The sequence below is a fragment of the Variovorax sp. GW822-FHT04E09 genome (genome assembly GCF_058800845.1).
Map to the genome: position 1 here is coordinate 249,261 of NZ_JBXAMR010000004.1, position 20,618 is coordinate 269,878.

The 20,618-nt window shown below is 64.7% G+C and carries 17 protein-coding genes and 1 pseudogene; 8 read left to right on the forward strand and 10 right to left on the reverse strand.

From position 1 onward, the window contains the following. Positions 1-9 precede the first annotated feature (9 nt). The 6 genes from AC1RL8_RS18185 to AC1RL8_RS18210 all read left to right on the forward strand — a co-directional run bounded on the left by AC1RL8_RS18185 (position 10) and on the right by AC1RL8_RS18210 (position 8,796). Entirely contained in the window at positions 10-1,065 is a 1,056-nt protein-coding gene (locus tag AC1RL8_RS18185) for a PilW family protein (protein ID WP_492685938.1), read from the forward strand. Further along, the gene (locus AC1RL8_RS18190; RefSeq protein WP_492685937.1) at positions 1,062-1,613 is read left to right on the forward strand and encodes a pilus assembly PilX family protein; all 552 of its coding nucleotides are present in this window, start codon (positions 1,062-1,064) and stop codon (positions 1,611-1,613) included. Before AC1RL8_RS18185 ends, AC1RL8_RS18190 begins: the two co-directional genes overlap by 4 nt. Further along, positions 1,607-4,936 carry a pilus assembly protein gene (locus AC1RL8_RS18195; protein ID WP_492685936.1) on the forward strand — a complete coding sequence of 1,110 codons (3,330 nt, stop codon included), beginning with the start codon at positions 1,607-1,609 and terminating at the stop codon, positions 4,934-4,936. The genes AC1RL8_RS18190 and AC1RL8_RS18195 overlap by 7 nt, the downstream gene beginning before the upstream one ends. A gap of 239 nt (positions 4,937-5,175) precedes the next feature. Then, the gene (locus AC1RL8_RS18200; protein WP_159274433.1) at positions 5,176-6,024 is read left to right on the forward strand and encodes a DUF6502 family protein; all 849 of its coding nucleotides are present in this window, start codon (positions 5,176-5,178) and stop codon (positions 6,022-6,024) included. Continuing rightward, entirely contained in the window at positions 6,021-7,400 is a 1,380-nt protein-coding gene (locus AC1RL8_RS18205; protein ID WP_492685935.1) for a DUF5666 domain-containing protein, read from the forward strand. The genes AC1RL8_RS18200 and AC1RL8_RS18205 overlap by 4 nt, the downstream gene beginning before the upstream one ends. Before the next feature lie 106 nt (positions 7,401-7,506). After that, complete coding sequence (locus tag AC1RL8_RS18210; RefSeq protein ID WP_492685934.1) at positions 7,507-8,796, forward strand: FAD-dependent oxidoreductase; 1,290 nt, start codon at positions 7,507-7,509, stop codon at positions 8,794-8,796. 22 nt (positions 8,797-8,818) lie between these two features. Here AC1RL8_RS18210 and AC1RL8_RS18215 read toward each other — a convergent pair whose 3' ends face one another. From AC1RL8_RS18215 to AC1RL8_RS18250, 8 genes and pseudogenes are all read right to left on the reverse strand, one after another. Next, on the reverse strand, positions 8,819-9,376 hold the full coding sequence (locus tag AC1RL8_RS18215) for a C40 family peptidase (RefSeq protein WP_095744131.1): 558 nt from the start codon (positions 9,374-9,376) through the stop codon (positions 8,819-8,821). A gap of 106 nt (positions 9,377-9,482) precedes the next feature. Beyond that, the gene (locus tag AC1RL8_RS18220) at positions 9,483-10,130 is read right to left on the reverse strand and encodes a DUF938 domain-containing protein (protein ID WP_492685933.1); all 648 of its coding nucleotides are present in this window, start codon (positions 10,128-10,130) and stop codon (positions 9,483-9,485) included. Between the two features lie 687 nt (positions 10,131-10,817). Next, positions 10,818-11,669, reverse strand: a complete 852-nt coding sequence (locus AC1RL8_RS18225) for a hypothetical protein (RefSeq protein WP_492686128.1) — start codon at positions 11,667-11,669, stop codon at positions 10,818-10,820. A 3-nt stretch (positions 11,670-11,672) separates the two neighbouring features. Next, positions 11,673-11,819 (reverse strand): annotated as a pseudogene (locus AC1RL8_RS18230) (HNH endonuclease); the annotation flags it as partial. Between the two features lie 329 nt (positions 11,820-12,148). Continuing rightward, complete coding sequence (locus AC1RL8_RS18235; protein WP_492685932.1) at positions 12,149-13,162, reverse strand: hypothetical protein; 1,014 nt, start codon at positions 13,160-13,162, stop codon at positions 12,149-12,151. After that, a complete protein-coding gene (locus AC1RL8_RS18240; protein WP_492685931.1) occupies positions 13,162-14,412 on the reverse strand; it encodes a hypothetical protein in 1,251 nt (416 codons plus the stop codon). Before AC1RL8_RS18240 ends, AC1RL8_RS18235 begins: the two co-directional genes overlap by 1 nt. A 1,020-nt stretch (positions 14,413-15,432) precedes the next feature. Then, a complete protein-coding gene (locus AC1RL8_RS18245; RefSeq protein ID WP_492685930.1) occupies positions 15,433-16,113 on the reverse strand; it encodes a response regulator transcription factor in 681 nt (226 codons plus the stop codon). 5 nt (positions 16,114-16,118) lie between these two features. Beyond that, positions 16,119-17,483, reverse strand: a complete 1,365-nt coding sequence (locus tag AC1RL8_RS18250) for a cache domain-containing protein (RefSeq protein WP_492685929.1) — start codon at positions 17,481-17,483, stop codon at positions 16,119-16,121. Positions 17,484-17,626: 143 nt separating this feature from the next. Here AC1RL8_RS18250 and AC1RL8_RS18255 point away from each other — a divergent pair, with 143 nt between their 5' ends. Beyond that, positions 17,627-18,124 carry a hypothetical protein gene (locus tag AC1RL8_RS18255; protein ID WP_492685928.1) on the forward strand — a complete coding sequence of 166 codons (498 nt, stop codon included), beginning with the start codon at positions 17,627-17,629 and terminating at the stop codon, positions 18,122-18,124. Between the two features lie 85 nt (positions 18,125-18,209). Here AC1RL8_RS18255 and AC1RL8_RS18260 read toward each other — a convergent pair whose 3' ends face one another. Then, positions 18,210-19,148: a hypothetical protein gene (locus tag AC1RL8_RS18260; protein ID WP_492685927.1), complete on the reverse strand. Its 939-nt coding sequence runs from the start codon at positions 19,146-19,148 to the stop codon at positions 18,210-18,212. On the opposite strand from AC1RL8_RS18260, the gene AC1RL8_RS18265 reads away from it, so the two are divergent. After that, on the forward strand, positions 19,120-19,434 hold the full coding sequence (locus AC1RL8_RS18265; RefSeq protein WP_492685926.1) for a hypothetical protein: 315 nt from the start codon (positions 19,120-19,122) through the stop codon (positions 19,432-19,434). The two genes, AC1RL8_RS18260 and AC1RL8_RS18265, sit on opposite strands and share 29 nt — an antisense overlap. 141 nt (positions 19,435-19,575) lie before the next feature. Here the strand turns inward: AC1RL8_RS18265 and AC1RL8_RS18270 are convergent, their stop codons facing one another. Beyond that, on the reverse strand, positions 19,576-20,514 hold the full coding sequence (locus AC1RL8_RS18270; protein WP_062472168.1) for a VTT domain-containing protein: 939 nt from the start codon (positions 20,512-20,514) through the stop codon (positions 19,576-19,578). Positions 20,515-20,618: the final 104 nt, after the last annotated feature.

Below are 20,618 nucleotides of genomic sequence, written 5' to 3' on the forward strand. Positions count from 1 at the left end.
GCACAAACCATGGTTCACCGTCAGCGGATCAGCCGCGGGTTCACGCTGGTCGAGTTGATGGTGGCCATCACCCTGGGCCTGTTCCTTCTGATCGGCCTGAGCAGCCTGCTCGTGTCGACCGTGAGTTCGCGCTCGGAGCTCGACAAGTCATCGCGCCAGATCGACAACGGGCGCTACGCATTGCAGGTGCTCAGCGAAGACATACAGCTCGCCGGTTTTGTCGGCGCATCCTCGAGCACGGCTTTCGCCAACATGACGCCCGTGGCTTGCCCCACGGGCATTACGGACCTGGGCTACGCGGCGACGACGAGTCCAGGCACCTCCAGCGTCCCCCTGCCGGTCTACGCGCTGGGCAGCGTACCGAGTTGCCTCGACCACGTCATGCCTGGCACTGCCATGCTGGTCGTCACGCGCGTCAGCACCAACGCAGTGAACGTGGCGTCGGTGGCCAGCGGCGAGCGCTACCTGCAGATATCCACCTGCACGAATGACTCGCTGCCCTTCGTGGCGGCAACCGGGTCCTCGGCGGCGAGCTTCACGCTGAGGCAGAAGGACTGCCTTGCGGCCAACCTCGCGCCGCTGCGCAAGATCGTGCAGCACGTGTACTTCGTGAGCACCTGCAACGCGTGCGGCTCCGACACCACGCCCACGCTCAAGATGGCCGAGTACCTCAACGGCGCAATGACCATCACGCCGCTGGTGGAAGGCATCGAGAACATTCAGTTCGACTACGGCATCGACATGGATGCCAACGGTTCGCCGGATTGCTATACCAGCAATCCGGACAGCCCTCCCACGACGGAAGTCGCGGCTGCCGTGTGCCCACAAACAACGCCCGCCTATGACTGGACGGCCGCCGCGACCAATTGGGCCAACGTGATGGCAATCCGCATTCACGTGCTGGCGCGCAACACGGAAGCCAGCAGCGGCTGGATCGACGGGAGAACCTACGACCTTGGCCTGGCGACGCCAACGGCGGGCCCGTTCAACGACCACGTCAAGCGGCACGTCTACAGCACGGTTGCCCGCCTCTACAACAACTCAGGCCAGAGAGAAGTGCCATGAACCGTTTGAAAAATGGCTGTGCCCGCCGAGGCCAATCGGGTGCGACCTTGCTGGTCTCGATGATCTTCCTGGTGGTACTGACGCTCATGGTCGTTTCGGCCGTCAAAGTCACCACCGTCAACACAAAGCTGGTCGGCAACATGCAGACAGAGAACGAAGCCAATGCGGCCGCGATGCAGGCGATCGAAGCGACGATCAGCACCGACTTCACCTCGATGCCGGTGGCCAGCACCACCACAGTGGACATCAACAACAGCGGCCAGGCCGGCTCCGCGTACACCGTCGCCGTGCCGGCGCCCGTTTGTACCGGCATCAAGCCCATCAAGCTCAGCGAACTGGACGCCAGCCAGGCCAGCGACCAGCCCTGCTATGTGAGCGGCGCCTCGCAGAACACGGGCATCGCCGGCGGGGGCACGGGCGGCGATTCGCTGTGCTCGAACTCGAACTGGGAAGTCAACGCAACTGCCACGCCGCCCGCAGGTGGCGCAGCCGCGGCAACCACGCACCAGGGCATCGCGGTGCGCGTCGTGGTAGGTGCGGCATGTTGATCGAATGGGAGCAGGACATGAAGAGGCCTTCGAATTTCTGGCGACTTGGTGCCTTGGCACTGCTTGCCCTGGCAAGCGCCGGGGCGCGAGCCGACGACATCGACATCTATCAGGGCACGACCAGCGGCAGCGCGCCGAACCTGTTGATGATCCTCGACAACGCGGCAGCGGCGAGTGCGAGTTCGACCTTCACCTGTTCCGACCCCGACCTGGTGGTGAACGACCCGACGAAGAACCTGGGCTTTGAGCAGTGCGGGCTGTACAGCGCCATCAAGGCCGTCGGCACCGATGCGGCCCTCAAAGGCAACATCAACCTGGGCCTGATGTACTTTCCCTCCGGACAGACCGATGGCGGCACTTTTGTCTTGCCCAAACCGTTGCCGGTGCCAAGCTCGCTGCAGCTGATGGATGACACGGGCCTCGACAAGATGCTCAAGCGGGTCGCGGCGCTGAGCCTTGCCGATGACAAGAGCAACAACAACCAGATTTCTCAGGCCATGCAGGAAGCCTGGGCCTTCTACCAGGGTAAGACTGGCCTGTCGGGCACCACCTACCCGGGGCTGGCGAACCAGCAAGCCTGTGGCAGGAATTTCGTCCTCTACATCACGCTGGCCACCAACAACCAGAAGATGCAGGACAGCGGGAACCTGGGCGGCAATGCACTGCGGGCGGCGCAAGGCCTGACGAGCCTGCCGGCGCAGCTGCCGATGCTGGCATGGAAGTCTCCGATTGCGCCGAACAGGATCCCCAAGAGCGGACCTCCCTACGCAACCGACTACTCCGACGAGTGGGCGTACTTCATGTCCACGGGGGCCTCCCCCAACCTGACGACGCCCTACCCGGGCATCACCACCTACACCATCATCCTGAGCGACGGGACCAATCCCGAGTACGAGCAGCTCATGGCCAGCATGGCCACCCATGGAGGGGGGCAGTATTTCGTGGTGCAGATCGGCGACGTCAAGGGACTGGCCGCCGCCATCAGTCGGGTGTTCAGTGACGTGCAGGCCGTCAACAGCGTGTTTGCGGCGCCGGTGTTGCCGGTGAGCGCCAACATGCAGGGGACCTACGTCAATCAGATCTACATGGGCATGTTCCGCCCCGACGGCAGCGAGAACCCGCGCTGGATGGGCAATCTCAAGCAGTACCAGTTCGGCGTGGATACCACCGACCCGACGGCGCCGCAGCTGTTTCTCGCCGACGCCTCGTGGGGAAACTACTCCGCCGGCACCAACGCCAACCGGGCGCTGAGCGCGGCGGGCACAGGTTTCATTTCACCCACGGCGGTCAGCTTCTGGAGCGCCAAGGACATCAGTTCCCTGCCCGACTCCAAGGGCGGTTTCTGGCTCAACGCGTTCAAGGCGCAAGGCGCCAGCGATGGCCATGACTGGGCAGACGGGCAGATCGTCGAGAAGGGCGGGGTCGGGCAGCAGATCCGCCTCAAATACCTGACTGACTCCTACCCCCCGACCTCGACGGCAAGCGCGACAACGTCGCGCAATGTGTACACCTGCGTTGGCAGCGGCTGCATTGCCAACGCGGCACTGAGTGCGATGCCATTCAAGGTCAGCAACGCGAACCTCACGGCAACGGCGCTGGGCATCACGTCCAGTTCGGTGACCGCCGTCAACCTGATCAACTGGGCGCGCGGCGACGACACCTACGCGAGCGGCGACTCCGCCGCCGGCCCGGAGGCCAGCCGCCCCCCCGATACCGGCATCACGGTTCGCGGCTCGGTACATGGCGACGTGCTGCACTCGCGGCCCGCCGTGATCGACTACGGCGGCACGACTGGCGTGGTGGTGTTCTACGGCGCCAACGACGGCATGTTCCGCGCCGTCAACGGCAACCAGCCCAACAACCCCACCGACCGCAGCAAGCCGAAGGGCAACTGCACGTTGTCGCCGACCTGCGCGATCTCCGTGAAAGACGCTACCGGCGCCACGGCCAGCGTTCCCCCGGGCGGCGAACTGTGGAGCTTCGTGCCTGCGGAGTTCTACCCCGGTCTGCAGCGGCTCTACCAGAACAGCCCGGCGCTGAAGCTGGGCAGTTCCACCACCGGTGTCGCAAAGACCTATTTCTTTGATGGTGCGCCAGGCGTCTACCAGAACAGCGCCGCGGGCACGGCCTATCTCTTCCTGTCGGCGCGTCGCGGTGGGCGGTTGCTCTACGCGCTGGATGTGAGCGACCCGGTCAATCCGAAGTTCATGTGGAAGCGCAGCAACGCCGACACCGGCTTCGGGGAGCTCGGGCAGACCTGGTCGCAGCCGAAGGTGGCGATGATCAAGGGCAACGCGAACCCGGTACTGATCTTCGGTGCCGGCTACGACACCAACGAAGATGCCGAGCCGCCCGCAGCCGATACCATGGGCCGGGGGATCTTCATCCTCGACGCGGTCACCGGCAACCTGCTGTGGCAGGCCGGGCCGGGCGGAAGCGGCACGACCTGCACCGGCAACCCCTGCAAACTGGCGGGCATGAACTACGCGATTCCGGCCGACATCACGCTGGTTGACCGCGACTTCGACGGCTACATCGATCGGCTCTACGCAGCCGACACCGGCGGCAACATCTGGCGCGTGGATCTCCAGCCGACCGGCAGCGGCAACGCGAGCACCTGGCAGGCCACCCAGCTCGCCGCGCTGGGCGGAACCGGCGCAACCAAGCGCAAGTTCTTCTTCTCGCCCGATGTGGTGCTGACGAAGACCTACGACGTGGTGCTGGACATCACAGGCGACCGGGAGCATCCGCTGCTGACCCAGAAAGCCAGCGGCATCGTGAACCGCTTCTACATGATCAAGGACACCAACGTGGGAGGGGACGGAGCCGGCTGGACGCCCGTGCGCGACGACACCAGCAGCACAGCGGACGTCGCACCGGCCGCACTGTTCCACGCCACCGCCTCCGCCCCTTACAACGGCACCCTGGGCGGTTTCTACGTGACCCTGGGCGGCGCGGGGGAAAAGGGCGTGAACGCGCCCACCACCGTCGGCGGCATCGTCTACTTCGGCACCAATCAGCCCATCGTCCCAAGCAGCACCAGCTGCCAGGCCAACCTGGGCACGGCGCGCAGCTACGGCGTCAATTTCCTGACAGGCGCCACGACCTCCAAAGTGCTTCACGGCGGTGGGCTGGCGCCGTCGCCGGTGTTCGGCGTCGTCACGGTCACCGTCGACGGCAAGGATCGGCGGCTGCCGTTTCTGATCGGCGGCGGCGGTGGCTCCGGCGCGGACGGAAGTTCAGGGCTCGGCGCGCAAAAGCCGATCATTCCTCTCAACGCAACGAGAAAGAGAACCTATTGGTATCGGGAAACCGACCGCTGAGAGGCATCACCCTCTGCCGCGCGACGCCCAGCGCCGACCAGTCGCGCGCCGTGAGCATCAGCGCCACGGGACGCACCACCGTCACCCGGTCCAGCGGCGGCACCTGCGCCGCGACCTGACCCCGAGCCGGCCGAGGGGGTCCGCCGGACGAACGACAATAGGGCCCTGTGGCAAGCCCGGGCGCCGGTCCCGCCTCTCTTGCCTTGACGACCTTCACCAGGAACAACGCTCCCGCATTCATGGAACACCGGCTGGACTGGGCCCTTGCCGCCTGCGCTCGCATCCTCAGGCCCGTGGTCCGGCTGGCGCTGGGCATGGGCGTCAAGCACCCGCACCTCGAAGCCCTGCTGCGCGACCTGCTCATCGAGGAAGCCCAGCGCACCTGGCGCGCCCAGGGCGTGACCAAACCCAACCTCAGCCAGATTTCGGTCACCACCGGGCTGAACCGCAAGGTCGTCACCGCCAAGGTCCGCGCCACCGTCGACCCGCTGCCCCACACCGAGCTGTCAGCGGCTGCCAAGACTTTTACGTTGTGGTTACAGATGACCACCGACGACGACTCCCTGCGCCGCCTGCCCGTCGTCACCGAGGGTGACGGGCCGTCGTTCGAGCGCGTGGCCCGCCTGGCCAGCCGGGGCAACGTGCACCACCGCACCATCCTCGACGAGCTGGTGCGCCTGCAGATGGTGGCCGAGAGCGACGGCAGCGCCGAACTCACGGCCGACGGCTTCGTGCCGGTGGAAGACCTGCAATCGATGCTCGCCTTCCTGGGCGACAACGGCCGCGACCACCTGCTGGCCGCCGTCTCCAACACCCTGGGCGAGACGCCCCGCATGCTCGAGCGCGCCGTGTACGCGCGCGGGCTCACGCTGGCCGACTGCACGGCCATCGAACGCCTCGTGCGCGAACGCTGGGCCGGTCTGCACCACGAGCTGGCCCGCGAGATGACCGAAGCCGTCGACCGCGTGCCCCCCGAGGCCAAGGCCTCCGCGAAGGCGCGCATCCGCGTCGGCATCTACACGTATTACGAAGACGAAGAAGGCGCGCCCGCCCCCGGAGCGCCCCAGCACAACGAGTCCCCCCGATGAACACGCCTCCCCTCTCCTTGCGACTCGTGCGCGGCCTGCTGATGGCCGGCGCCATGGCCCTGCTTCTGTCCTGCGGGGGAGGCGGCGGTGGCAGTGGCGGCGGCGGCACATTGGGCTTCGGCACCTCCGGCACCACGGCCACCGGTAACGGCAACGGGGGTGGGGGCGGCGACGGCGGCTCGGGTGACGCCGGCTCCGGCAGCGGCACGGGCAACGGCAGCACGGGAAGCACGGGCGCCGGCGGCGACAGCACCGCCAGCAATACCAACGGCGACGGCTCGGGCGTGGGCTCCGGCGGCACCGGCGTGACCGCCGACGCGGCCGGCATCGGCGCGGCCGACGGCCTGGGCAGCGTGATCCTCAACGGCCTGCGCTACAACACCGACAGCGCCACCTTCAGCCTCGAGGACACCACCGAGCTGCAGATCGGCATGAGCGCGCGCATCGCCGGCAAGGTCGACGCCGACTTCAACAACGGCATCGCCGCCACGGTCGTCTCGGCCGCCGAGTTGCGCGGCGCCGTGTCGGCCATCGACCTGAAGGACGGCAGCTTCACCGTGATGGGCGCCCGCGTGACCACCGACAACGCCACCGTCTGGGGCGACGCCAAGGGCGCCGCCGACCTGGTCGACACCGCCGTGGTGCAGGTCTGGGGCCTGCCCGCCGCGCCGGGCATCCTGCGCGCCACGCGCGTGCAGGTGGCGCCCACCACCACCGCCCCGCTGGTGACCGGCACCGTGCAGAACCTCGACCGCGGCGGCCAGCAGTTCACGCTCGGCCTGCTGACCATCGACTTCGGCGGCGCGGCCTTCGGCCCCGGCATCGACGCCGCGAGCCTGGCCAACGGCGCCCTCGTGCGCGTGCGCGGCACGGCGGCGCCGGCCGCCGGCCGCTTCACCGCCACCCAGGTGCAGGGCTGGTACGCCATTCCCTCGGCCGACGGCATCGCGCTGCAGCTGGCCGGCGTGATCACCGACTTCGCCGCGCTCGGCGACTTCCGCGTGCTGGGCAACAAGATCGACGCGCGCAACGCCCAGATCACCGGCGGGCCCAGCGGCTCCATCGGCAACGGCGTGAAGGTCGAGGTCGACGGTTTCCTCTCGGGCCAGGTGCTCGTGGTCAAGAAACTGCGCATCCGCCACGTGCCCGGCACCGGCGGTCCGGTGTCGTTCACCGTGATCGGCGCCATCGGCGGTTACGTGTCGGCCGCCGACTTCACCGTGCGCGGCCAGCGCGTGGATGCCAGCGGCTCCGGTACCATCTTCGAAAACGGCACCGCCGCAGACCTGGGCAACGGCAAGCGCGTGACCGTCGTCGGCGACCGCGTGGTCGACGGCGTGCTCATCGCCCAGCGCGTGAGCTTCACGCAGCCCTGAGGTCCGGGCCCCGGCGGTCCGGCCGCGCAGTGCATGCACCCAGGGTGCACGCACCGCGCACCCCACAGGCCACGCCACCCATGGCGCGACCGGATCGATCGGAGCCATGGACACCCACACCACCTCTGCGCCCGCTCCCACGTCGCCCCGCTGCTGCATCGCCGGCGGCGGCCCGGCCGGCATGGTGCTGGGCCTGCTGCTTGCGCGGGCGGGCGTGCCCGTCGTCGTGCTCGAGAAACACCTCGACTTCCTGCGCGACTTCCGCGGCGACACCGTGCACCCCTCGACCCTCGAAGTGCTGCACGAACTCGGCCTGCTCGACGCCTTCCTGCAGCGCCCGCACAACCGCATCGAAGAGCTGCGCGGCACTTACGAAGGCCGCGGCGTGACCATTGCCGACTTCAGGCGGCTGCCCACGCACGCCCGCTTCCTGGTGCTCATGCCGCAGTGGGAGTTCCTGGACTTCATGTGCGACGAGGCGCGGCGCTACCCCGGCTTCGAGCTGTGGACCGACGCCGAGGCCGTCGGCCTGCTGCAGGACAAGGGCCGCGTCAACGGCGTGAAAGTGCGCGTCGGCGCCCGCAGCCCCGACAGCGGCGGCCCGAAGGACATCGAGCTGCACGCCTCCCTCATCGTGGCCGCCGACGGGCGCCACTCCACCCTGCGCGACGCGGCGGCGCTGCCGCACATCAGCTACGGCGCGCCCATCGACGTGCTGTGGATGCGCATTCCCAAGCTCCCCGGCGACCCCGAGGCCACCGGCGGCCACATCGCCGCGGGCCACCTCCTGGTGACGCTCAACCGGGGCGACTACTGGCAATGCGCCTTCGTCATCCGCAAGGGCGGCAGCGCCGAACTGCAGTCACGCGGCATTGCCGCCTTCCATGCCGAGATCGCGCGCATCGCGCCCTTCTTTGCCACCCGCCTGCCCGAGGCCCTGCCCGACTGGGAGGCCGTGAAGCTGCTCGAAGTGAGCGTCGACCGGCTCGAATCGTGGTCGTGCCCCGGCCTGCTGTGCATCGGCGACGCCGCGCACGCCATGTCGCCGGTGGGCGGCGTCGGCATCAACCTCGCCGTGCAGGACGCCGTGGCCGCCGCCAACCTGCTGGCCGCGTCGCTGGCCGGCAGCGCCACCGACAAGGAAATCGACAACCTGCTGCCCCAGCTGCAGCGTCGCCGCGAATGGCCCGTGCGCGTCACCCAGGCCGCGCAGCGGCTCGTGCAGGACCGCGTGCTGATGCCCGTGCTCAGCCGCAAGGCGGCTGCATCGACCGCGCCCCGCCCCATGCCCTGGGCCTTGCGCCTGCTGGGGCGCTGGCCGTGGCTGCGCACCCTGCCCGCGCGCGCCGTGGGCATCGGCGTGCGGGCCGAGCACGTGCAATCGCCGCGCGCGTAACGCGCGAATCGGACTCGCCGGATCAGCCGGGCCGGCGCGCCTGCGTCGGCTGGCGCGACCAGTACACGCCGTCGAGCCGGTCGAGCCGCACCTCGCCGCCCGTGGACGGTGCGTGCACGAAACGCCCGTCGCCCACATAGATGCCCGCATGCGTGGGCGACGCCGAGCCGAACAACACGAGGTCGCCCGAGCGAAGCTCCGACATCGGCACCGGCCGACCGAAGCCCGCCATGCGCGACACCGTGCGCGGCGGCACCTGCCCCACGCTGTGGCGGTACACGTAGCCGATGAGCCCGCTGCAATCGAAGCCGCCCTCGGGCGAGTTGCCGCCATAGCGGTACGGCGTGCCGACCAGCCCCAGCGCGTGGATCGTGATGCTGTTCGACTGCTCCGACGTCAACGGCGGGATGTTGCTGCTGGGCACCGACCCGCCGGGCGCGCGCGCGGGCGGCGGGCTCGCGCAACCGACGGCCAGGAGGCAGGCGGTGACGGCGGGGATCAGTCGGAACAGGAGCCGCTGCTGCAGCAGCGACAGCGATGCGGGGGAATGAGGAGGCGTCGGCAATGGTGTGTCGAGCATGGGCGCAGGCCGGTCTTGTGGACGTGGCCCGACTCTAGCGCGAGTGGGCCGGATCGCAATGCAGAGCCCCTTGGTGGGCGACAACGCCCTCGCCCTTCCTCGCCAATCAGCTGAAGCCGAAGACCAGCAGCAGGTTGTTCGCCGGCATCGCGTGCCGCTCGCGCAACGCGAGGCCGACGCGGCGCGCCTCTGCCACCACGTCGTCGAGCCGGCGAATGCCCCACGCGGGATTGCGCGCGCGCAGGTCTTCGTCGAACGCCAGATTGCTCGGTGCCGTGGGGCCGTGCTGGGCTTCGTCTTCGAAGTAAGGCCCGTAGGTGATCAGCAGGCCAGTGCCGGCACGCAGATGCCGCGCGGCGCCGTCCATGAGCGCGGCGCAGGTGGGCCAGGGTGCGATGTGCAGCATGTTGGCGCAGTAGATGGCGTCGAACTTTTCTTCTTCTTTGTCTTCTTGAGCGAACGCGGGGCCTTGCGATGGCCACTGCGGCGCCATCACGTCGAGCAGCAGCGGTGGGCGCAGATTGGGCAGCGCGGCTTGCTCGACACGACTGGCAATCGCGGGGATCGAGCGGGCGTCTGCGTCGGTGGGCTGCCAGGTCCATGAAGGCATGGCAGTGGCGAACCAAGCGGCGTGTTGGCCGGTGCCGGAGGCGATTTCCAAGGCGGTGCCGCGGTCATCGAGGATGCGGGTCAGGGCATCGAGGATGGGTTGTTTGTTGCGGTCTGCGGCGGGGCTGAAGGGAAGGTCGGGCATCAAGAGAGGCTTCGAACGGATAAAGGTGCAAAGGTGCAAAGGTGCAAAGGTGCAAAGGTGCAAAGGTGCAAAGGTGCAAAGGTGCAAAGTGTTAAAGCAAGATCGGTGGTCCCTCTCGCATTGCATTCATTCACTGGACCTGAGACGTTTTCCTGCCAAAGTTGGATACTGCAAGCAACTCTACGGTTCTACCCTCGATGATCTTTCGACCAATTTCTCCACACCGAAAAAATGTCCAAGGTGTTCTGATGCCACTAACTGCTGCCATCTATGCAGTTTTCGGAAGTCGAGCCCAAGACAACGGAAGGCCCATCGGGGCGTTCTATCCCAAGAACGTGAGCTCGAAGACGTGGGAGCATTTAGGCGGAATCTGGTATCGCGCTCGAAACGAACAGCAGGTTCAGAACCGCAAGGTCAATCCGGCGACTGTGCAAGCCTTTGCAAAAAGTATTCGGACCGGAGAAGACGTCAAGCTACCGAGTGGCAACGTCATAACCTGGGAAGCAATTCCCGGTCCCGATGCATTCAAGTTACCGCCTCCACTCAGCAATACTTAGCCCATCATGATCTTCACTAAGCAGCCCCGCTTGGTGAGTGCAGGAACTAGTGCGTTGACCAGACGAGGGCCAACGTCCGCTTGCAAGTCGGCCAAATTTCAATTCGATTCTGCGTATCAAAGATGCGCGCCTATCCTTGCATTGAGCCTCCATGCATCAGATCAGAGAGCATGAACACGCCGCGCCTCTTCGTCGCGACACTATCGAAGTAGATTCGGCAATCCCCGTCGAGGCTACCCGGAGCCTCAAACTGCAGAACAGCGGGAACGCCAAGGCACGAAACCACGAGTCCCGACGCGGTCACCATCGCAAGGTGAAAGGACGCAGGCGCTTCCGCCATCAGAGAAGAAATCGGGGCCAATACAGAATCTGGAACTCCCAAGACCATTTGCAGATTTTTAGATACCTCGGCCAACGCGAAATCTGATGTCGCGGCGCCATAAGCCTGATCGAACAAGAAGCGTCGAACTTGGTCTCCCCGGCTCGTTCGATAGTATTGATAGCCGGTTTCGATGCACGCGATCTCGTAGGCGATCTTCAACAAGCCAACGAAAACACTACGCAGATCAATCTCCCACCTGCCTCTGATGTCGCCAGCAATGCGACTCTCAACAGGCGCCATCTCTCCTGCTGAACGCACCGCTCTAGCGATTGCGCCGTTGATATCTTCCTCCGCCCAGCCAAGAGACTTCCCTTCAGTCGTCGAAAAGAAGCGGCGAAGCGAAACCTCGACAACCTTGGGAAGCGTACTCGCGAACTCCACATCGCGGCTCACTTGAATTTGAACCTCCCCATCCTTTGTGATCGAAATTCTCGGTGGCCCTGGCGTGATTCGAGCGGAGAAATCGGACCTCAGCGTAAAGGTCACCGGCATGCCATCCACTAGTCCGGCGTGTGGTCCCGAGAAAGGCTGCGGGATACCGCCAGTTTTTCCAGCAATTTTGTACGTCGCCCTGGCCGCCTGAAACATCTTCTGGGCCACGAATGGCGCGTCGACCCTAGCGCCTAGCGCATCATTGCAAGGCTTGCAAAGAATGTTGTATTGGAAGCGTCCACCTAGAGCCTCAGGAAAGATGTGCTCGCTTGTCGAGACGACAAGTGGCTGCGCGCACAACACACAATCGGGTGGCATCTTCGGGTCTATGACGTGCTCTCGTTGAAATCTAAGCAGTGGTGGGTAGGCAGTTCGGTCACCGATGCGGACGCTCGACGAGCCTGCCCCAGCGAAGATCCATAAGGGCGGCGTCGACCTCTGCGAGCAAATCAACCTGATCTGGATACGACGTTCGGACTGTCTGAAAGAGAGTAAAAACGGCTCGGTGCGCTGCGACGACTGCAGGACGAATCGTACGAATGTCCCCCGTCCTCACGGCGCTGTTGTAAGTCTCAACAACCCGACTGAAATTCGCTCTTAGTTGATTCAGCGCATCCGCTTGAAAGCCGCCCGTCATAAGGAGTTTTCTACTGAATCGCGAGCTTCCGATCAACGCCACAGAAGTCAGCCAGAACGCCAATGACGCCCTGGCAAGCTGCCGGGAGGGCGCTTGGCAGGGGCAAGGCCGGTGCAAATGCGGCGGCCTCGAGCTTCAATGCGATGTCAAAAAAACCGGAAGTATTTTTAGCAAAGAATTCAGCCAATATTTCTGCCTTTACTTGCGACGCTTGATCCTCGATCTCTTGCTGCACCGTCTTTGCGAGGCCAGGCTGCGCTGCGATGCTTTCAACCAGCGATGCAGCAATGCGGCTGACCTTCTCCGTGAAAGCTCGACCGGATTCTCCAAAACGAATGCCCGCGTCAATGATGGCCTTGCGCTGATCGTGGTCCGAGGTAACCTGCTCTCTGAGGATGAAGTCGACGGCGATGAGCAAGTGTGCGCAAGTGACGTAGAGGAGTCTCCAGCGCGGGATGCCGGACCCGATATCTGATAGCAGCAGGCCAATGTCCTCCAGCCACGCATTGCCGCCGTCGAAGTTCAGGGAATGGAGAAGCCGCGACTTGCTGAGCTCATACCGGCCGCGCCAGTCGCCACCAAGCCGTCCGAGCGACCCGTCGTCCAGCGCGAGCAGGAACTCTTCTTCACTGATCCGATCTTGCTGGCTTTTTGCACTCTTGGTCAGGCGTGCCAGGAATTTTCCATCCAAGACCATCACGTCATGCTGCAGCCCGAACTCTCGGACATCGGGTCTGCTGTCCGTCGTGGCGACAACGCATGCGTCTAGTCCAAGGACCATTTGCAATCCTTTGGCCCAGAAGATGCGTTCAAGTGCCTGTGGCGTCTTCTTGTTCTTGATGTCAACGCTGACCCGCTCGCGGCTTAGTGGTGAATTCCTAGCGTACAGCCAAAGATCCACATCCGTCACGTCAAAACGGTTGTATGTGAACTTACAGCCGCGAGCCACGAAGTAGCCGATATTCAGGAAGTAGTTGCGCAGAGCCTCTTCGGCGGCTGCCCCCTTGGGAATCTGTTCAGTCATTAACGCAGCCCACCCGTTCTGATTTCTTGCAGCAGGTTCCTCGCCTTCAGTTTCACGGCGTCGGTGGAATTCTTGCGTTTAACCTCGCGCGTCACTTCGGGCCCGAGGTACTCCGTCACCTTGGCACCGGGTAGATTGGCGACAGCCTCCGCGGTGATATCGCCTTGCTGGATCACGGCAAGGGCCAGTCGGCCGACCTCTGGCTTAAGCAAGCTCATGTTGAACATCCCCCCGTACGCCGGCGTCACTTTGACCACCCCTTTGAACTCAAGTGCTTGGTAGTCGTTGCCAATGGCGGTTGCTGGCCCTACCGTGCCGCCTGCAATCAGCCTATTCATCAGGGCCGATACCATGTGGATGCGCCCGCGGTAGTAGCTGCTGATAGTCATGCCATAGGTCAACGATGCGACGAGGGCTTTCGCGAGATCGAGAGCATCGTCGGCGATAGAGTCCGTGAACTTCGAGAAGGCAGCGGGTCTCGTCACGAAATAGTTCTTACCTTGATCGTTTCCGACCACATTCACGTCGAACATCCCAATGGAATGCAGGCGGTCAAACAGGTCCTTACCAAGCACGTCGGTGGCGGATTGAAGTGGCAGACAACCCGACGTCTGTAGCTTCGCATTCAGCTCGTTCAGATTGGCAACATCGGCGACTCCTAGAGTGCTCAGCACGCCATTGATCTTGCGCGCATCTTCACGGCGAAACAGGTTGCCATTGAAGAGTAGCTTTTCGGTCGAGGAGATCGCCTCCGAGTCGAAGAAACCGATATTGCAGCCCAGTTGCAGAGTATCCAAAACCTCTCTGCTCTGCAGTTTGAACTCGTCAGAAAGTGCCTCAACAGCCGACTTGTCCGTCAACGGGTTTTCCGACGCCGCGTCCGAAACCTTGATGACGACCTCCTCGTGCTTTTCGTGGCTGCTCTCGTTGAAGATACGCGCTGTCGACTCGAGCACACCTTGGCCGGTCAGGCCAATGACTTCGATGGCGCCGGTGCCGGGGAGGATGAGGCGCTGACGCGCTAACTCGGCCAGGATGGTCGGTAGCTCGGTCTTAGGACTGATGTGGTTGGCTTTCGCCAAAGCGTCGAGCCGCCCCTGGGGTATCTGGACCTGCTTCTCCGCCGAGATGGCGGAAAGCAGAGTGCCGCTCTTTCCAGCAAAACCAATGGCATCGAAATCTTGGCTCAGGGTCGCCTGAAGTTTGCGCGCATGGTGAATGACCCATGCACCCTTAGTCTTGTTATCCATCTGCGGTTCTCCTCGTGCGACGGATCATAAGGCGAGTCGATGAATTCGCACGATCAAAGACATTCATTCGCTGGCTAGTAACAATAGCGGCCCGTTGGCGGCTTTCCATAGGCAGGAGATTTCCCAGCACCAACCATTAATCAGCCGGCTTTTAGTTGCGAGGTCCTGTTCGCACAAATTGAGAGAGCGTAGCCACTAGGTGGATTGATCGCCACCCGACGAGCGCTTGCCGGTCTGATCGCAGACGGATATCCAATTCTCAGGTGCAGCTGGCTATTTCCAGACGATGACGCTCGACGTCAGACCTCACCAGCGGCCAGCTGTTCCGTTGAAGCGCAACTAGTAACACTGAGTCTGAAGCCACTGCGCAAACATCCCATACCGGGCTAAGCACATCACCCCTTCCCACTCTCCTGAAACAACGCCGCCGCATCCCGCGCCAAATCCGAAGCGATCCAAAGCAGGTTGTCCCGATGCCCCGCCCCCGCCTCTTCGAACCACCCATCGCCGGCGCCGTGGCAGCACCACAGCAGTGAGTTCAGTTGTTCCAGTTTGCATTCCAGCAAGTCTGCTGCGCTGGGGGTGGTCGTGTGAGTAGAGGTCGACCCGGTAGCCCGGGCCATAATTCGATCAGCCATTGGTGTGCTCTCTTTCCAAAGTTACTGCACGTCATTTGGTTAGACGGTCATGGTGTTCGCGCACCGTGGCCGTCGCCTTTTGTGCCTCACGTTCGCATCGATCGATCTGCATCGATGGCCCGCCGTGAGGCGAAGCGGTTCGTTCATTCACTCAATCAGTCAGTGGTCCGTGGTGCGGTGTGTGCTGCCCTCCTCGCCCACATGGCGGGTCGTTTCATCACAGGGGCATTCACTGTAGAGAAGTCCTGCCCGGCACAGAGAGAAATTTCGCCGAGGAATGCGCGGTTCGCGCAAGTAATCGCGCTGCGGCAGCGGCGATTCACAAAGCCCTGACAGTCACGTCCTGAAAGCAGGGCCCGAGCCCCGCATCGACAGCAGCGCCTCAGCCCTGCCCGCCGAACTCCCGCGCGTGCTCCACCGCGTACTTGATGAGCTCCGCCTGCCCTTCGATGCCCAGGCGCCGCTTGATGCTCTGGCGGTGCGCCTCCACGGTGCGCACGCTCAGGCCGAGGTCGCGCGCGATCTGCTTGCTCGATTCGCCGCGGCCGAGCGCGCTCAAGATTTCGCTCTCGCGCGGCGTGAGCAGCGGGCGCGGGGTCTGGTTGCGAAAGAGCTTCTTCGACACGGCCGGGCTCAGGAAGGTGCCGCCCGCCGACACGGCCTCGATGGCCGCCACGATCTCTGCAGCCGGCGCGTCTTTCAGCACGTAGCCGCGCGCGCCGACCTGCAAGGCCTTCTGCACGTACTCGGGGTTGTCGTACATGCTGAGCATCACGATGTGCGGCGCGGGCTGCTGGTGCTGCGGCTGTTGTTGCAGCAGCAGCGCCGCCAGCTCGATGCCGTTCATGTCCTTCATGCCCACGTCCATGAGCACGAGGTGCGGCTGCGCGGGGCCGATGAGTGCCAGCGCCTCGGCCGCGCTGCCGGCCTCGCCCACGATCTCCAGGCCGGGCATGGCGCCCAGGCGCGCGCGCAGGCCGTCGCGCACCAGCGGGTGGTCGTCGACCAGGAACAGGCGCACAACCACGGGGGCAGCGGCAGCAGCGGTGGGGTCTTCTGTCATGGCCGCTATTCTGGCTTTGCGCGCCGCACGGGCACTTCGGCCACGATGGAGGTGTGGCCCCGGCCCGAGCGCATGCGCAGCCGGCCTTCGATGGACTCCATGCGCTCGCGCATGTTGCGCAGGCCGATGCCGCGCTGCGGGTCGAGCTGCATGGCCTCGACGTTGAAGCCGACACCGTCGTCGCTGATCTCCAGGCGCACGGCCTCTTCGTCGAAGCCCAGTGCGATGTGCACCTGTTGCGCACGCGCGTGTTTATGCACATTGGTCAACGCTTCCTGCGTGACGCGAAAGAGCGCGGTCTTGGCTTCTTGCGACAGCTCGAAGGGTTCGCCCTCGACCATGATGGATGCGTCGACGCCGCCTTCTTCACCGAACTCGGCGCCCAGGCGCTCCAGCGCGGCGGGCAGGCCCAGGGTGTCGAGCAGCGCGGGGCGCAGTCGGTGCGAGATGCGGCGCACCTCGGTGAGCGAATCGTTCAGCCGCTGCAGGGCCTTGCCGAGCGCGGGCGGCGGCGACTGGTGCGCGCGGTCGAGTTGCTCCACGGCCGATTCGATGAGCAGCTTGGCCGACACCAGCGTCTGGCTGGTGCCGTCATGCAGCTCGCGCGCGAGGTGGCCGCGCTCTTCTTCCTGCGACTGCACCACGCGGCGCGCGAGCAGGCGCAGCTTGGCTTCGGCGGTGCGGTGCTCGCTGAGGTTGAGCAGCAGCCCGGCCGCGCTGACCACGCCCAGGCACAGCGCGGCGATGCCGGCGATCCACAGCAGCGTGGCGGTGACGTTCGCGTTCATCTGCCGGTCGAGGGTGTCCATGGTCGACTGGATGTCGTCCAGGTACAGGCCGGTGCCGACCATCCAGTTCCAGCGCGGCAGCGCGGTGACATAGCCGAGCTTGGGCGCCATCTGCGCGCTCGAGGGCTTGCGCCATTCGTACTCGACGAAGGCGCCGCCCTTGTCGCGCGCGCCCTTGATCAGCTCCTGGATGGTGAAGCGGCCATGCGAATCGCGCAGGTTCCACAGGTTCTGGCCCACCAGCTCGGGCTGGCGCGAGTGCATGAGCGAGTTGCCGTCCATGTCGTAGACGAAGAAGTAGCCGTCGTCGCCGTAGTTGAGCGTGGCCAGGCGGCGCAGCGCCTCGGTGCGCGTGGCCTCGTCGTCCAGCCCCGACTCGTACAGCGGCAGCAGGTTGCTCACGGCCAGGTCGACGTAGCTGCGCAGCTCGCTGCGGCGCTGGGCCATGTAGCTGCGCTCGATGAGCGCCCGCTCGCGCTGGGCCAGGTCGTGCTCCTGGTGACGCACGGCCAGGGCCACGAGCACCAGCGCGACCAGCAGGGGCGCAACGGCCAGCGCGACGATCTTGGTGCGGAGGTTCATCGGGGAGGGAGACTACCACCGGGGCGGCGCGGGCTTCCGGCTGGCCGACCGTGGAGGAATCCCATTCGGGTAACGATCGATACGAGTGTGTCTTGGCGGGGCGGATTACAAAGCCGGACCTGCAATACACAAGGGAGAAGCAGATGGACGCACCAGACGACGCACAGAAGATGGACGATGGGCTGCCCGCAGTGCGCAAAGGCACAGGAGGCGGTATGCAGATGAGTCGAACATTCGCGTTGATCGCTCTTGCCTTGGCCGGTCCATGCACCGCCCTTGCGGACGCACCGTTCACAGGCAAGTTCAGCGGAACAGGCCGCGCATGCTCAGGCGGCCTGTATGTGCGCACCAAGACCATCGAGTGGAACTCGAGCTTCAGCATCTGCAAGCCCACGCGCTACGAGGTTCTTGACAACGAGTTGGACAAGAAAGAAGGTGAGCGGATCGTCTTTCGCCTCCAGTCTCCCAGCCGCAAATGCCTGTACCCGGTAATCGAGGCGCAACGGCTCAGCACCTACAGCTGGGGCGTGCAGGGCTATCAGTCCCTGGAGTCGTACCGCAACCGCGCCCTGCCCGACTGGGCCAACTCTCCGCTGGAGGAGCGGCTGATCCTGTCGTGTCCCATGACGCGCCTGGAGTGAGTGCGCAGGTTCGTCGGGGAGGAGGGGCTGACGCTGGTGGGTTCAGCGCCGAGCCGCAAACATGCGTCGACGCAAGATTGCAGAATCAGGGGGTGGACTGCTGCAGCAAGCCACGCTGACGCAAGACACTCAGAAGCTCTCGTTGATCGGAGCTTCCATCCAGCAACAGATCCAGGTTCTGCCCTACCTTCGATCGGATGGAAAGAAAATCGAACTCGTAGCCGATGCCGCTGACTTGGCGGTGGCTGACCCGGGCCCTCTGCAAATCGATGTGCCATGCCCCGTCGATGCTGCGCAGCCGCGTATTGTCGAATTCAAAGGCTCGCACCCGTGAATGCGAAAAGAGGCTGATCCTTGAGAAAGGGATACCCCACACCAGCCACGCGACCAATGGAACGAGCACGCAGAGTGCAACCATCGTCTTGAAGAGACTGGCATTGGATGCGGTCAGGAGAATCGCCAAACCCATGGCGCCGGCAAGCGCGTATCCAGCCCATATCCAGGCGAGAAAACACGGCCAACAGAACACGATGGCGCGGGTTTGCAGGGCTCCCGCGAGCGCTGTTCTGGAACTGCTCCTCAGTTCGAGATAGTGATTGATGACCGGCGCCAATGCATCGACTTCCGTCGTCAACAGCAGCTTGCGAAATGGACGCGTGTGAACGATCAAATAGTTGTCGCTGTCGGGCACCCCCTCGATGGAAAGCACGTCGATCCAATCCACGTGACCGAGCCCCTGCACCGACAGGCCGTTTTCTCCGATATCGACCTGCGTTGTTGCATTGAATGGGTCCGGTCGACCCTTGGTCGATGGAAGCCAATTTTCTTCGATCCAGATCCAAACGTTCACAACGCAGACCAGGCCAGCGAGCCACAGTACAAAGAGCGCAACCGCTGCGATCATGGTCAGCAAGATGTACCAACCGGTGGCATCCATGTCGATAAGCCAAACAGCCGCACCCATGAGCAGCATGGAATACGCCAGGCAGAGAAAGATGATCACCCCGATGCCGGTTGCATCCATTTGGGTCACCTGGATGCGACGTGAAAAGACCGGCGAGCTCATTGCGCACCGCCGGAATTTCGACGCCGATGCGCTATTCGTGTTGGCGATTCACGCACGCCAACTGCAAGCCCGAAATGAAGACAACTTCGCTCGCTCATATTTCCCCCTGCTGATTTTTTGTTTTCTTGCGATCCGCGAAGGAGTGACCTGCGCGAAAAGACGAGCAAATATAGCAAGCCGCTTTTCGCCGCGGAGGGTGCCCGGCACGCGCCGCGATGCGCAACGTATTGAACTCGTGCGCTGACCGACGTCGTGCAGCGGCTCATGGCGCCGTGCACGGTGTGGTGCTACCGCCGCTGACGACTCTTCTTATCCGCTGGCTGGCATGACCGCGGGCCAGCAACAGATCTCTGCGGCGCAGCAGAGGATGGGGAGTCGTCCGCCTTCAGTGCAGGCTCGTCGGCCGCCCCGAAGCCACCCACGCATCCAGCCCACCCGTCAGCGGCAGCGCCCGCCGCGCCCCGCGCGCCAGCAGCACGCGCGCGGCCTGTGCGGCCGAGACTTCGTTGGGGCAGTTGCAGTACAGCACCACGTCGCGGTCGGGGTCGATGGTGAGGTCCAGGTTGCGCTGCTGCAGCGCCTTGAGGGTGTACGACAGCGCCCCCGGAATGCGGCGCGGGTCGACCTGCACGCCGGCTTCGCCGCGCACGTCGATCACCAGCGGCGGCACGTCGCCGCTCATCAGGTCGAACAGTTCGTCGACGCTGATGCGCGGCATGCCGGTGAGCCGCGCGAAGGCGCGGCGGCGCCAGTAGCGCACGGCGAGCATCACGAGCAGCACCACGCCCAGCGCGGCGGTGGCGATGCCGCCGGCCTGCGCCAGCACGGCGAGCACCTGCTGGATCTGGTCGCGAAAGAGCCAGCCCAGGCCGAGGAACAGGCCCGTCCAGACCAGCGCGGCCACGATGTCGAAGCCGACAAAACGCCGCACCGACATGCCCAGCGCGCCGGCCATGGGCGGCGCCACCACGGAGACGCCGGGCACGAACTTCGCGGCCACGAGCGACATGCCGCCCCAGTCGGAGATGAGCGATTCGCCGCGACGCACGCAGGAGTCCTGCGACAGCGAGATTCGGCACAGCAGCCGCATGAAGCGGTAGCCGAAGCGGCGCCCGGCATAGAACCACGCGCCGTCGCCCAGCAGGTTGGCGACCACGGCGGCCAGCACCACGCCCACCACCGACACGTCGCCCGCCGCCAGCAACGCACCGGTGACGACCAGCACGGCCGCGGCCGGCACGGGCAGGCCCAGGCGCGCGGCGAAGCTGGCGGCAAACACCACCAGGATCGCGTTCTGCACCAGCAGCGACATCAGCTGCGCCATGCGGGCCGCCGCTCGGTCGTTGCCGGGGGCCGCAGGGCGGCGCGCCGGGAAGGGGTGTGGGATGTGGTCATGCCGGGCGCGATTCTCCCGCATGGCCCAAGCAC

Excerpts from the sequence above, each read along its gene's own strand:
- AC1RL8_RS18255 (WP_492685928.1), top strand. The coding sequence starts at position 17,627 with ATGGACGCACCAGACGACGCACAGAAGATGGACGATGGGCTGCCCGCA.
- AC1RL8_RS18250 (WP_492685929.1), bottom strand. The coding sequence starts at position 17,483 with ATGAACCTCCGCACCAAGATCGTCGCGCTGGCCGTTGCGCCCCTGCTG.
- AC1RL8_RS18185 (WP_492685938.1), top strand. The coding sequence starts at position 10 with ATGGTTCACCGTCAGCGGATCAGCCGCGGGTTCACGCTGGTCGAGTTG.
- AC1RL8_RS18270 (WP_062472168.1), bottom strand. The coding sequence starts at position 20,514 with ATGGCGCAGCTGATGTCGCTGCTGGTGCAGAACGCGATCCTGGTGGTG.
- AC1RL8_RS18195 (WP_492685936.1), top strand. The coding sequence starts at position 1,607 with ATGTTGATCGAATGGGAGCAGGACATGAAGAGGCCTTCGAATTTCTGG.
- AC1RL8_RS18265 (WP_492685926.1), top strand. The coding sequence starts at position 19,120 with ATGATCACCCCGATGCCGGTTGCATCCATTTGGGTCACCTGGATGCGA.
- AC1RL8_RS18260 (WP_492685927.1), bottom strand. The coding sequence starts at position 19,148 with ATGGATGCAACCGGCATCGGGGTGATCATCTTTCTCTGCCTGGCGTAT.
- AC1RL8_RS18220 (WP_492685933.1), bottom strand. The coding sequence starts at position 10,130 with ATGCCCGACCTTCCCTTCAGCCCCGCCGCAGACCGCAACAAACAACCC.
- AC1RL8_RS18245 (WP_492685930.1), bottom strand. The coding sequence starts at position 16,113 with ATGACAGAAGACCCCACCGCTGCTGCCGCTGCCCCCGTGGTTGTGCGC.
- AC1RL8_RS18240 (WP_492685931.1), bottom strand. The coding sequence starts at position 14,412 with ATGGATAACAAGACTAAGGGTGCATGGGTCATTCACCATGCGCGCAAA.
- AC1RL8_RS18235 (WP_492685932.1), bottom strand. The coding sequence starts at position 13,162 with ATGACTGAACAGATTCCCAAGGGGGCAGCCGCCGAAGAGGCTCTGCGC.
- AC1RL8_RS18210 (WP_492685934.1), top strand. The coding sequence starts at position 7,507 with ATGGACACCCACACCACCTCTGCGCCCGCTCCCACGTCGCCCCGCTGC.
- AC1RL8_RS18205 (WP_492685935.1), top strand. The coding sequence starts at position 6,021 with ATGAACACGCCTCCCCTCTCCTTGCGACTCGTGCGCGGCCTGCTGATG.
- AC1RL8_RS18190 (WP_492685937.1), top strand. The coding sequence starts at position 1,062 with ATGAACCGTTTGAAAAATGGCTGTGCCCGCCGAGGCCAATCGGGTGCG.
- AC1RL8_RS18200 (WP_159274433.1), top strand. The coding sequence starts at position 5,176 with ATGGAACACCGGCTGGACTGGGCCCTTGCCGCCTGCGCTCGCATCCTC.
- AC1RL8_RS18215 (WP_095744131.1), bottom strand. The coding sequence starts at position 9,376 with ATGCTCGACACACCATTGCCGACGCCTCCTCATTCCCCCGCATCGCTG.